Source organism: Microcystis sp. M049S2 (assembly GCF_020245625.1).
GTDB lineage: Bacteria > Cyanobacteriota > Cyanobacteriia > Cyanobacteriales > Microcystaceae > Microcystis > Microcystis ichthyoblabe_A.
Genome location: NZ_JADBUN010000256.1, coordinates 1 through 11190, shown reverse-complemented (window position 1 = coordinate 11190; position 11190 = coordinate 1). Strand labels below are relative to the sequence as shown.

The following is an 11190-nucleotide window of genomic DNA, read 5'->3' as shown; positions in this document are numbered from 1 at the left end:
TGTGGGGTGTGGGGTGTAGGGTTTTACCGATTTTGAGGTAGTCAGTTACCTAATTTTCAGGGAAAAAGTACCTGAATTTTACCCCCGATCCCTCCAATGGTCGGCACTTTTTGAGGTCAAAAAAGTCTAAAAGCCTTATCAAACAAGGTTTTTAGATTTATTCAGCAAGCCCTAACTACTGGCTTTATTAGTAATGGCGGGAAGCGGATTTGAACCACTGACCTTCGGGTTATGAGCCCGACGAGCTACCAGACTGCTCTATCCCGCGTTGCTTTATCTAGTATAGAACTAAATCTCGGTAAATGCCAAGGAGTTTGTAATATTCCTTTACATTTACCGTCCGACCAGAGGTTAATACTTACGTTCCACGGGGGTGAAATCCTGAATCACCACGGGCATATAGTCGATATCGATGCCCGAGGGGGAATAATAGGCGAGGGTATGCTGAAGGAAATTTTGGTCATCCCGTTGGGGAAAATCCTCGCGGGAGTGGGCCCCTCGGCTTTCTTGACGATTGAGGGCAGAGGTGAGGATAATTTCCCCCACCACCATGAGACTTTGTAATTCCCAGGCCTCGATTAGTTCCGTATTCCAGCAATCACCCCTATCATCGAGGTAAATCTGCTCGTATTTGCGCTTTAATTCGCCGATTTGTTTAATTCCCTCGCGCATGGTCGCTTCGGTGCGAAAAACGCCGCAATGTTGGGTCATACAGTCTTGGAATTGCTGACGTAGTTGACCGATGCGAATCGTGCCTTTTTTGGTCAATAAAGCGGTGATTTCCTCTTTGGCATCCTGAAGGTAAATATCGGGATTAAAGACGGGAAAAGCGCGTTTTTCGACGTATTTAGCGATCGATTTGCCGGTTCTTCTGCCATAGACCACACATTCTAACAGGGAATTACTGCCCAAACGATTGGCCCCGTGGACGGAGACACAGGAACATTCCCCGGCGGAGAAAAAGCCTTCGCTGAGGGTATCGGCACTTAAGCGAACGCGACCATCGGTATTAACGGGAATGCCGCCCATACAATAGTGAACCGTAGGACGTACAGGCATCGGTTCCTCTACCGCATCGACACCGACGAGACGGTGGGCCTCCTCCCAACAAAAGGGAATGCGACTCATAATTTTTTCCCGGCCTAAATGGCGTAAATCCAGATAGACAAAGGGACCCCCGGCGCTACCGTCCAGATTTACCCCCCGGCCGGCGCGAATTTCTAGGGTAATGGCCCGGGAAGTGATGTCCCGGGGGGCTAATTCCATGCGCGAGGGGGCGTAGTCTTCCATAAAACGACGACCTTCGCTATTGATTAAATAAGCCCCTTCACCCCGGACTGCTTCCGAGATTAAAACACCGACGGGATAGAGTCCAGTGGGGTGAAATTGGACAAATTCCATGTCTTCTAGGGGAATACCCGCTTTTGCCGATAAAGCTAAACCGTCCCCCGTACAGGCGAAATCGTTGGAGGTGGTGTTATAAACGCGACCATAGCCCCCGGTCCCGAACATAATTGCTTTTGCCCGAAGGATTTCTAACTGTCCGGTGGCGATTTGGTACATTACTACCCCTTTAGCCGTACCTTCTTCGAGGATAAGGCGCAAAACATACCATTCATCGTAGATTTTTACCTGATTACGGCCTAAATTGCTGACTAATTCGTGCAGCATGGCGTGACCGGTTTTATCGGCGGCGTAACAGGCACGGTTATGGCTGTGACCGCCAAAGGCTCTTTGGGCAATGCGTCCATCTTCGAGACGGGAGAATAACACGCCTAGATGTTCCAATTCGATGATAACTTCGGGGGCTTCTTGGGTGAGGATATCCACCGCATCCTGGTCAGCCAGAAAATCGGAACCTTTGACGGTATCGTAGGCGTGGGCCTTGGGATTATCTTTGGGGTCAACGTTTTGCAGGGCGGCGGCGATACCTCCCTGGGCAGCGACGGAGTGGGAACGAATTGGGTGGGTTTTGGCAACGACAGCAACATCGATAGTCGGGTTGAGGCGTTTGATTTCTAAGGCGGCGCGGCATCCTGCTAACCCACCGCCCACTATAACGACATCGTGTTCTTTCATGGCTGATTTTCCTACGGGCTTCTGTTTCTATGGTGGGGTGAGAATTGCTCAGAGGTCAGTTTTGTAACCGAGACTTTATATTTCAGGAGGCGGTCGGCGGTCCCGATGCCAAAGTTGGCACCGCCAAGCATGAAAATATTCTGATTGACGAATTGGCGTTATTTCAGCCTCTATTTTTAAGTCAGTGCCTCTCCTGATATGTAGGGAGCCACAATTATTTGTAGGATGGGTTAGCGGTAGCGTAACATAATCGGGCGTTGGGTTTCGTTCCTCAAACCAGCCTACTTATTGCTAAATTTGTTGGTGTAATTTCGGGTGTGGCTGTGACAGAAAACTATCAGAAAAAGGTTTTTCTGGCTTTTCCCCGCGCTCGGCACAAAAAGCTAGGTAATCTTCCACTGAATCAGCAAAAGCTTGCTGCAATTCCGCTACACTCTCTCCCTGAAAAGTGATAACATCTCGGACGTTGGCCACCTCATCGTAAAAGATACCCGCCTCGTCATCAAAAGAAACTACTGCTTCGTAACCTTTACAATTCATTCTAAGTGATAATTGTTTACTGTTCACTGCTAAAGGGTAATTCCGAGAAATCTATCTCACCTATTTGATCGATTCTCCAGAGAGGATAGCAGTCATAATCTGCCATTAACTTAATTTTTTAAATTATTATCATTGGGGCAATGGTGGCAATAGAGACTGCAATTGTTCTAGCAAAGGAGAAAGTCTTACTGTAATAATATTCCAGACAATTTCTGGTTGAACCTGATCGTACTGATGGCTAATAATATTTCTGAGTCCAATAATTCCCCTCCAATCAATTTTGGTGTGTTTTTGTTGAAAAGTCTCAGGAATTATACGGGCTGCTTCTCCTAAAATTTCTAATTGTCTTTCCACAGCACTTTGTAACAAAAGACTCTTGGAATATTCTTCCAAAGAAACATCTTGAATAAATTCTTGGATATTAGTAATAGCTTCGACCATATCCCAAAGATAGCCAGCCTCACGACTGTTCATGACGATAAATTAGCTGATGAGTTTTTAAAATTTCGTAACGACGATAGGGGTTTTTCAGTCCCTCTTGATTAACCAAGTCAACTTTGCGTCCGAATATCTCCTCTAATTCTTCTTTCATCTGAACAATATCAAACAAATCCCAGCCATGATTGGGAGCAAACTTATAAAGAACATCAATATCACTATCAACTCGAAAGTCTTCCCTTAATACTGAACCAAATAAAGACATTTCAAGAATTTTCCAATGTTGACAAAAATTAGTAACTTTGCTTAAGATAACTTGAGCTTGTTTTTTCTTAAAACCAGAATTTAACAAGATTTTTTCGGCCTTGTTGGTGGTTATTTTAACAACCTTCGCTGTAATAGCTTGTTTCATTGGTGAGCAAAATCCCCCAAATTATCCTTGACAAAACACTTGAGATCGTTAAGGTTACAGTAACCCGCCATGTAAAGTCGGCTGGTAGGCTACACCAACATTAACACACCCTAGGAGATCGGCGCTCACTTTTTCGTCCGTAGTCTGATCGTAGGTTAGGCCAAACGATAGTGAAACCCAACATTTTTAAATCATTGGGTTGGATTGAGGAACGAAACCCAACCCACGGCTTTTTAACAACCGATAACTGTTTCATTTTTCATTGTCCTTAACAAAATTTAACACTACCTCAATTTTTTCAAAAAAATCGACCCGCCTAGCGGCGGGAAAAAGAGAAAAAGAGAAAAAGTAAAAAAGGGTAAAAAAGGGTAAAAAGAGAATAAGGGTTACAGAGTCCTCCCAGCACCGCACACCACCCGAAAACCGTCGTCGTTGCGGCTGCTGACGCGGAGGAAGTAGTTGCGGAAAGCAGAACGGCAGTTATAAGGAAGGTCGTACCAAGAACCGCCCCGCACTATTTGATAATCATTATCATTTGTCAGCCAAGCACTGCCATCCTTTGGCGCTCCGATATAGTTATTGTGCCAATTGTCCTCGCACCACTCCCAAACATTGCCACTCATGTCATAGAGTCCCCAACCATTGGGCCTTTTCTGACCCACAGGATGAGTTGTCTGCTGAGAATTTCCTTTATACCAAGCATAATCTCCTAACTGATTAGCATCATCACCGAAATAAAAGCGAGTGGTTGTCCCCGCACGACAAGCATATTCCCATTCCGCTTCTGTCGGTAGGCGATAGGTTTTCCCGGTTATTTGACTCAATTTCTGACAAAAGGCTTGAGCGTCATTCCAACTAACACTTTCTACCGGATTTTGCGGATTATTTTTAAACCGAGAGGGATTGGTTCCCATTACTGCTTCATATTGCGCCTGAGTAATTGGATATTTCCCAATCGCAAAACTGTTTACTTGAACTTGGTGTTGAGGGTTTTCCTCATACGAAGCATCGGGATCGCTGTCAGGAGATCCCATGAGAAATTTACCTGCTGGTAAGTACACCATTTCCAGTGTTATTCCCTTGGATATTTTTTCCGTAAATGGAGTTAGCTTTGCTGGGGGAGGTGGTGGCGAAGAGGGCGGTGGTGGCGATACTTTAGGTAACGGTGTAGATGTCACAGTAGCGATAGGTAACTGTGTAGATGTCACATTGGGCACGCACACTACCCGAAAACCGCTGAAGCTGATGCGGACGCTGCGGAAGAAGAAGTAGCGGGTAGCGGAACGGCAGTTATCTGGATGATAGTACCAGGAACCGCCCCGCAGTAGCTTATGATTATTATCATTTGTTAGCCAAGCACTGCCATCACTTGGCGCATTTTTATAGCTATCATGCCAATTGTCTTCGCACCACTCCCAAACATTGCCACTCATGTCATATAGCCCCCAAGCATTGGGCTTTTTCTGTCCAACAGGATGAGTTGTATCTTGAGAATTTCCTTCATCCCAAGCATAATCTCCTAACTGATTAGCATAATCACCAAAATAATAGCGAGTAGTTGTCCCCGCACGACAAGCATATTCCCATTCCGCTTCTGTCGGTAGGCGATAGGTTTTCCCTGTTATTTGACTCAATTTTTGACAAAAAGCTTGAGCGTCATTCCAACTAACACTTTCTACCGGATTTTGCGGATTATTTTTAAACCGAGAGGGATTTGTTCCCATTACTGCTTCATATTGCGCCTGAGTAATTGGATATTTTCCAATCGCAAAACTGTTTACTTTAACTAGGTGTTGAGGCTTTTGATTATTGTAAACAGAAGAATCATTGTCAGGAGATCCCATGAGAAATTGACCTGCTGGTAAGCCTACCATCTCCAGTGTTATTCCCTTGGATATTTTTTCGGTAAAGTTTGTCAGTGGAGTTGGCGCTACTTTAGGTGAAGGTGTAGATGTCACATTAGCGATACTTTTACCCGGAAAAATATCAAAATTTAAATCACTAGATCGCTCACACCAATAACACTTTCCGTAACTCCGACTGTAGTAATGATTATCAACTTTGCCACAGCGTATAACCTCTTTTAGTGCAGCTTCCAAAGTACCGCGCCATTCCTCAGCCGTCGGTCGTCTGTGGGGGAATTTATGTCCCTCATTGAAACAGCGCAAAAATAAGGCGTGTAAGTCGCGATGTAAAATATTTAATGGTATAGTATTATCACTAGGTACAACCAATTTATCAGCAGAAAAAGGCCAGAGTCCCCGTCGAATTAGTTCCGATGGTTCTGGCGAATCTCCTGCTCCTTTCCACACTCCTTGAAAGGGCTGCCCGCTAAATAATAGATAATAAATAACAACTCCTAATCGAAAGCGATCATGCACTTCTGTTTGATCTACATCCGCTATATTAACTCCAATTAATTCCGCCGGTGTAAATCCTTCTGAGCCAACTAAACACCGATATATTTTACCGCTATAGGGATCTGATACTTGAAATGAATCTGTATCAATAATTGTAGGTAACGCCCGATTATTTACTAAGATATTTTCTAGCTTGATGTCTCCCAAAACATAACCTTTAAGGTGAATTGCTTGGATAATAGCGGCTATATTCCGCGCTACTACATGAAGAAAATACCAATTAGTTTCTAACTTGTATTTTCTTCTCATTATGGGCGTACAAAGCTTTAATAATGTTTCTGAACCCACCACTTCTGGCATTAAAAAACCAACGACTTTTCCCTGGTTATCTTCCAAGATAGAATAGGGCCAAGCGAAGGAAATATGGTTAAGATGAACGTTAGGATCACTGGGACGATTTCTCACCATTAACTGTAATTTATCAATTCGTTCATTATGGGGATTGTGGTAGATTTTCGCTAAGTACCCATTAAAGTTAGTGTGCCATACTTTCGCTTCGCCACTGTCGGCTAGTTGTTGCGTTAGGGTAATCGGGCGATTCTGTAGTTGACAGCGATAAGTTAAAGACATTGAAAAATCTCCGAGGATTTGTGCTGTTCAGAAAAATTTATCTAGTCGTTTCTAATAAGTTAGATATAAGTAGCTGGTTATAATTAAATTAAAAATGGATTTTGCCTTTAATCCCCCTTTGATAACGGGGGTGTCTGATAATTTTTAACGCCTACCTACTTAGTATCAATCAAATACTGGTTTGGCTGTGTCATCTTGAACGCGATCAAAGTCTGAATCGTTGCCAACGTTGGGAATCTGGCGTAGCACCTCTGCTAGGGATTTTCGTTGCGGTTGCAGCAAGGCTTTTTCTAAGATTTGGCGGTGTTCGGCTTCGGCACTGATCCCGTGTTGGCTGGCTCGCTTTTTGAGAGCTTTGACGATGGCTTCATCGATATTGCGGACGATTAAATCTGCCATAGACGACATCCGTTTGAGAGTGGTATTGTATTCTCAACCATTTAAATGATAGCAATGATAGTCAATGATCTTATCCTAGGTTGGGTTGAACGATAGTGAAACCCAACATTTTTTAATAATTGAGTTGGGTTTCGTCAAATCAATTCCTGTAAAATAGCTTCGATTTGTCCTTTTAGAGGAGGAATGTCATTTTCAACAATATCCCAAATAATCTCTAGATTGATACGAAAATATTCATGAATAGTTAAGTTTCTTAGATCGCTGGCATCTCGCCAAGGAACTTCGGGATGTCTTGCTTTAAATTCTTGAGAAGTTGCTCTAGCTGCTTCACCAATAATTTGTAAATGATAGACAATCCAAGTTTGAATTAATTCTTGTTGTTCAAACAGGGTTTTTCCCTGTCGAGCATACTTTTCTAAACGCTCAATTGCTTCTAAAATATCCCGCAAGCGTTCGCTATCATCTCTCATAGTGGTATTGCTTCTTTTAGTACCCGCTCTCTGATTCTATCTTTAAGTCCCTGTTCGGTAACAATATCAACTTTGCAGCCTAACAAGGCTTCAAGTTCTCGAATTAACGGCAAGGGAAACCAGGGACTCCGACGTTCGCTACAATAATCAATTAATAAATCAATATCGCTTTTTTCGTCAGCTTCTCCCCGTGCAACAGAACCAAAAATTCGCACGTTATTTGCGCCGTGTTTAGCCGCAATAGCAATAATTTTTTCTCGTTTGTTTTTGAGTAATTCGTCAATTTTCATGATTTACTTAGTCCATAGTCTTATCATAGGTTGGGTTGAACCAGAGCCAGAAACCGGGTTTGTCAAACAAACCCGGTTTCTGAACAAAAAGCTAGGAGTAAGGTTTTATCATCGGTTGTTAACTTATTTAAATCCTCCCGCTCTAAAAATTCTTTGAGGTCTTCTTGCAATGGCGTTTCTGTCTGTTGTAAATATTCCTCTAATGGCTGAAAAAAAGGCGGAAAAGGCTGCCAATTTTTATAATCGATCGATACCTTTTCCACTCCATCCGTCGCCACACAAATAAAGGCAACTGGCTCGGTTAAAATTTTTATTTGCATCTCCTCCAAAGCATTACTAGAAATAACAAAAGTGGTTTCATTGATGTATTCCCCCTTGTCAGGCTGAAACAATAACTGATAATTTCCTCCCGGAGGTTTGAAGACAATAAAACCGTCTCCTATCTGCATCGCCGCCAATCGTTTTGAAGTAACCAAAACAACCAGTAAAGTTGTCGCCAGATCATTAATGTCTAACTGTTCTTTTTCGGCTTTTTCTTGGAGAATTTGCTGAACATAAGCCAACAGTTGCCAGAATATTTCCTTTAATTCCGCTTCAGTTCCAGTGGCAGCTAATGCTGTTTTTTTGAGCTTATCCTCTAAAAATTGCAGCGCTGCTTTAACTGTTATTTTCGCACCCAAATCCGAACGTTTGGCACTACCGGCCCCATCGGCCACGGCTCCAATCAAAACATCCTGACCCAATACTTGATAAGCACCGTAATCTTGACAGGGTAATCCCGTTTGGACGTGAAAACTACCGACCACCGACTGACATAATGTTCTCCACATAATTAACTGTCCTCTAGGTGGTGATTTGTCCCCAATTCACTGGTGGTAAATCGATCGCTTCTCCAATTTTACCACCAGAAACTCGTTTCATTGAGTTACTTAACCACTGAAATAAATCCCGAAAATCTAAACCATTGAGTAACACGGGGGGATTATTAGAAATCTGTTTGAGCTTCTCCATATCGGCCCCCTGAACACCTACAGAAAAAAATAAAACCCGATTTTCTGCTTCGGCTTGTTTTACCCGTTGCGCCGCCAGATTCCATTGATCCGTAGGCGCACCATCAGTAATTAAAAATATCCAGGGGCGATAATATTGGACACCATTATTTCTATAAATCGCTTTACGATCTTCGACTAAATCTAAGGCCAATTCAATCGCTTCTCCCATGGGGGTTAAGTCTCCTGCGCTTAAAGTAGGTGGCGTAAATTGGTCAATCCCGACAAAATCTTGCACGGTTTTAACCCCTCCCTTACCAAAGGTGACAATGGCGGTTTCTACGCTCAACGTCGCTTGCATATCCCGCATCACGTCCTCCTGAAAGGTTTTGATGCCATCATTGAGAGCCTTAATCGGTTCCCCTTGCATTGAACCAGAGGTATCTAGTAGTAGTACCACAGGACAGCGATTTTCCTGATTTTCGACAAATTCAGCCACACCAATCGGCATTTTTTGCAAGCCTCCTAATTTTTTGAACTGGGGGAACTATGGGAGTTGTAGCAATTGGGATTATCTACTTTTTGTCCCATTATATTATCTCTGCCAGTCCCATCAGAAAAGATATCTTTCCCTTAAGCTGAACGCGGGATTTGATTTTTGACTATTAGTCGCAGGGTTTGTTGCAATTCCTCGCGACTGTGAATTTCCTCCAGACGGTGAACCGGAACACCTCGATCGAAGAGAATTAAAGTAGGCAGACTACGCAGACGAAAACTATTAGCTAATTTAAAATTATTATCGGCATTGACACCGACTAATTGAATCGCATCTTGACACTCATTTTGCCAAGAAAAGAGGGTGGGTTGGATTAAACGACATAAACCACACCAAGGCGCCCAAAAATACACGAGAACCGGACGAGAAGACTCTAAAACTAGCTTAGGGAAGCTCTTTTCGTTGACAGATAGTATCATGTCTAAACGTATTTTATGAAAACTTTATTTTGATATAGAAGCCATTCTACACCAATCGGGATCAACAGGAAAGGAGTTGGGAGCAAAATCACCAATAAATTTTACTTGTTGCTTGCATTAGCCAAGGATGCGCCCACCAGAGGAGTAAAATAAACCCTGTTACTCCTAGATAGGCAGGACGAAGGAATTCTTGCCATTTCAGGCTTTGCCGACCATCGATAATCGCTAAAAAGGGGACCACTGAGGTGCGTTCTTTGATCTTTAAAAATGCCTCTCCGTAACGGTCTTCTAACCGGCGATCGCCATGCCAGACGGCAAAAAGATGATGAGCAATTAAACCTAGGGAAGTTAATAGGGTAAAGCTTGTCCCTAACCAGAGGGTGTGAGCAATACACCAGATCACCTGTCCTACCATCTGGGGATGACGGGTAACGCGCAGAATGCCGGTTTCGTAGAGATGAACCTGGGGTTTTTGGATAGCGGCAATCTCCAGCAGGTTAAAGGTGGCAGGATAGAGAAAGAAAAAAGAAATGGCCGAAAGTATCCAAACTAGGGTTTTAACTCCGGTTACTCCCTGTACTTGCCAGAGAAGCAAACCATCATAACGATGATTGAAGAAATAAACTACTAAAATTACTGCTAGAGGAATACTCACAAGGGCAAATAATACCCGATACAGTCGCGCACCGATGATAGCTTCTCCCCGCATTCGTAAACTGGCTAATCCGCTATGGGCGACAGCAAAACCCAGTAATAAACCTAACATGATCCAATGACTAGCGAATGCCACTTTTACCCTCTTGATTGACTAAATTTTTCTCCCAATTCTATTTTAAAGATTGATGGTTAATTTTCAGCCCCTTTTTTTTGTGTTGCCAGTATTGGGGATTCGGGGCAAAATAAAACTATGCTTCCCCAAAGCGACTCCCAAGAATATAACCAGGGAACTATCCAATTTTGCAACTTTTTAGGTAATATGTCTTATCCCCAAAAGCGATTTGTGATGGTCTGTCAGCATTCTTCCTGTTTGGTGCAGGGTGCGTCCGAGCTTCTTTTAGCATGGCAAACGGCAGCTCTCCCAGAAGATGTCATCGTTATGACCAGTAGCTGTCAAGGACAGTGTAGCACTAGCCCCACGGTGAGAATTATTCCCGAAGAAACTTGGTACTGTCGTGTTAAACCAGAGGATGTCAATCAGATTGTCGAGGAACATTTAAAAAACGGTCAACCGGTCGAGCGTTTACTCCATCCACGCATTCACGCTCAATAGCAGTAAACTCGGTAATCAATTTTTAAGTGATGCTTCGCAATAGTCTTTTGCTCCTAGGTTAACCCCTGTGAGTACCTGTGATTTCAATCCAGAGACTTAATTCTCGGATAATACATTTGTTTTAAGTAGGTAGGCGTTAAAAATTATCAGACACCCCCCTTATCAAGGGGGGCAGGGGGGATCGAACCTAAAATCCATTTTTAATCTCTTCGGGTCTAATTCCCCGCCGCTCGCGGCGTATAATAGAAAAATGAGTGAATACATCCATAAGAGCCATAATGTAAGTGTTTTGCTATATCATTTAGTGTTCCCAGCCAAATATCGTAAAGCCGTTTTCG

14 protein-coding genes, 1 tRNA gene and 1 pseudogene are annotated in these 11190 nt (G+C 43.2%); 2 read left to right on the top strand and 14 right to left on the bottom strand.

Translation table 11 applies throughout. The features are described 5' to 3' along the window. Positions 1-194 precede the first annotated feature (194 nt). The 14 genes from IM496_RS19905 to IM496_RS19845 all read right to left on the bottom strand — a co-directional run bounded on the left by IM496_RS19905 (position 195) and on the right by IM496_RS19845 (position 10372). Positions 195-268, bottom strand: a tRNA-Met gene (locus IM496_RS19905). A gap of 83 nt (positions 269-351) precedes the next feature. After that, on the bottom strand, positions 352-2079 hold the full coding sequence (locus tag IM496_RS19900) for a succinate dehydrogenase/fumarate reductase flavoprotein subunit (protein ID WP_149976363.1): 1728 nt from the start codon (positions 2077-2079) through the stop codon (positions 352-354). Positions 2080-2370: 291 nt separating this feature from the next. Next, a complete protein-coding gene (locus IM496_RS19895) occupies positions 2371-2619 on the bottom strand; it encodes a type II toxin-antitoxin system HicB family antitoxin (RefSeq protein WP_287663025.1) in 249 nt (82 codons plus the stop codon). 16 nt (positions 2620-2635) lie between these two features. Continuing rightward, positions 2636-2725, bottom strand: a complete 90-nt coding sequence (locus IM496_RS22780; RefSeq protein ID WP_502705654.1) for a hypothetical protein — start codon at positions 2723-2725, stop codon at positions 2636-2638. A 23-nt stretch (positions 2726-2748) separates the two neighbouring features. Beyond that, positions 2749-3093 (bottom strand): HepT-like ribonuclease domain-containing protein, encoded by a 345-nt coding sequence (locus tag IM496_RS19890; protein ID WP_287663024.1) that lies wholly within the window; start codon positions 3091-3093, stop codon positions 2749-2751. Beyond that, positions 3080-3469: a nucleotidyltransferase family protein gene (locus IM496_RS19885; protein WP_149977290.1), complete on the bottom strand. Its 390-nt coding sequence runs from the start codon at positions 3467-3469 to the stop codon at positions 3080-3082. The genes IM496_RS19890 and IM496_RS19885 overlap by 14 nt, the downstream gene beginning before the upstream one ends. Before the next feature lie 386 nt (positions 3470-3855). After that, positions 3856-6459 carry an SUMF1/EgtB/PvdO family nonheme iron enzyme gene (locus IM496_RS19880; RefSeq protein ID WP_287663022.1) on the bottom strand — a complete coding sequence of 868 codons (2604 nt, stop codon included), beginning with the start codon at positions 6457-6459 and terminating at the stop codon, positions 3856-3858. 165 nt (positions 6460-6624) lie between these two features. Beyond that, positions 6625-6858, bottom strand: coding sequence for a FitA-like ribbon-helix-helix domain-containing protein (locus tag IM496_RS19875; RefSeq protein WP_002783562.1), 234 nt, complete (start codon positions 6856-6858; stop codon positions 6625-6627). 134 nt (positions 6859-6992) lie between these two features. Further along, positions 6993-7328: a HepT-like ribonuclease domain-containing protein gene (locus IM496_RS19870; RefSeq protein ID WP_002783557.1), complete on the bottom strand. Its 336-nt coding sequence runs from the start codon at positions 7326-7328 to the stop codon at positions 6993-6995. Beyond that, entirely contained in the window at positions 7325-7618 is a 294-nt protein-coding gene (locus IM496_RS19865; RefSeq protein ID WP_002770523.1) for a nucleotidyltransferase family protein, read from the bottom strand. The genes IM496_RS19870 and IM496_RS19865 overlap by 4 nt, the downstream gene beginning before the upstream one ends. 62 nt (positions 7619-7680) lie before the next feature. Beyond that, positions 7681-8448 (bottom strand): PP2C family serine/threonine-protein phosphatase, encoded by a 768-nt coding sequence (locus IM496_RS19860; protein ID WP_287663021.1) that lies wholly within the window; start codon positions 8446-8448, stop codon positions 7681-7683. Between the two features lie 13 nt (positions 8449-8461). Beyond that, positions 8462-9118 (bottom strand): vWA domain-containing protein, encoded by a 657-nt coding sequence (locus tag IM496_RS19855; protein ID WP_287663020.1) that lies wholly within the window; start codon positions 9116-9118, stop codon positions 8462-8464. 122 nt (positions 9119-9240) lie between these two features. Then, positions 9241-9582 (bottom strand): thioredoxin family protein, encoded by a 342-nt coding sequence (locus tag IM496_RS19850; RefSeq protein ID WP_016514592.1) that lies wholly within the window; start codon positions 9580-9582, stop codon positions 9241-9243. Positions 9583-9670: 88 nt separating this feature from the next. Then, a complete protein-coding gene (locus tag IM496_RS19845; RefSeq protein WP_081330782.1) occupies positions 9671-10372 on the bottom strand; it encodes an NnrU family protein in 702 nt (233 codons plus the stop codon). Between the two features lie 186 nt (positions 10373-10558). Here IM496_RS19845 and IM496_RS19840 point away from each other — a divergent pair, with 186 nt between their 5' ends. After that, positions 10559-10852 carry a (2Fe-2S) ferredoxin domain-containing protein gene (locus IM496_RS19840; protein ID WP_069473794.1) on the top strand — a complete coding sequence of 98 codons (294 nt, stop codon included), beginning with the start codon at positions 10559-10561 and terminating at the stop codon, positions 10850-10852. A gap of 250 nt (positions 10853-11102) precedes the next feature. After that, a pseudogene (locus IM496_RS19835) lies at positions 11103-11190 on the top strand (IS200/IS605 family transposase); the annotation flags it as partial.

Excerpts from the sequence above, each read along its gene's own strand:
- IM496_RS19900 (WP_149976363.1), bottom strand. The coding sequence starts at position 2,079 with ATGAAAGAACACGATGTCGTTATAGTGGGCGGTGGGTTAGCAGGATGC.
- IM496_RS19895 (WP_287663025.1), bottom strand. The coding sequence starts at position 2,619 with ATGAATTGTAAAGGTTACGAAGCAGTAGTTTCTTTTGATGACGAGGCG.
- IM496_RS22780 (WP_502705654.1), bottom strand. The coding sequence starts at position 2,725 with ATGGCAGATTATGACTGCTATCCTCTCTGGAGAATCGATCAAATAGGT.
- IM496_RS19890 (WP_287663024.1), bottom strand. The coding sequence starts at position 3,093 with ATGAACAGTCGTGAGGCTGGCTATCTTTGGGATATGGTCGAAGCTATT.
- IM496_RS19885 (WP_149977290.1), bottom strand. The coding sequence starts at position 3,469 with ATGAAACAAGCTATTACAGCGAAGGTTGTTAAAATAACCACCAACAAG.
- IM496_RS19880 (WP_287663022.1), bottom strand. The coding sequence starts at position 6,459 with ATGTCTTTAACTTATCGCTGTCAACTACAGAATCGCCCGATTACCCTA.
- IM496_RS19875 (WP_002783562.1), bottom strand. The coding sequence starts at position 6,858 with ATGGCAGATTTAATCGTCCGCAATATCGATGAAGCCATCGTCAAAGCT.
- IM496_RS19870 (WP_002783557.1), bottom strand. The coding sequence starts at position 7,328 with ATGAGAGATGATAGCGAACGCTTGCGGGATATTTTAGAAGCAATTGAG.
- IM496_RS19865 (WP_002770523.1), bottom strand. The coding sequence starts at position 7,618 with ATGAAAATTGACGAATTACTCAAAAACAAACGAGAAAAAATTATTGCT.
- IM496_RS19860 (WP_287663021.1), bottom strand. The coding sequence starts at position 8,448 with ATGTGGAGAACATTATGTCAGTCGGTGGTCGGTAGTTTTCACGTCCAA.
- IM496_RS19855 (WP_287663020.1), bottom strand. The coding sequence starts at position 9,118 with ATGCCGATTGGTGTGGCTGAATTTGTCGAAAATCAGGAAAATCGCTGT.
- IM496_RS19850 (WP_016514592.1), bottom strand. The coding sequence starts at position 9,582 with ATGATACTATCTGTCAACGAAAAGAGCTTCCCTAAGCTAGTTTTAGAG.
- IM496_RS19840 (WP_069473794.1), top strand. The coding sequence starts at position 10,559 with ATGTCTTATCCCCAAAAGCGATTTGTGATGGTCTGTCAGCATTCTTCC.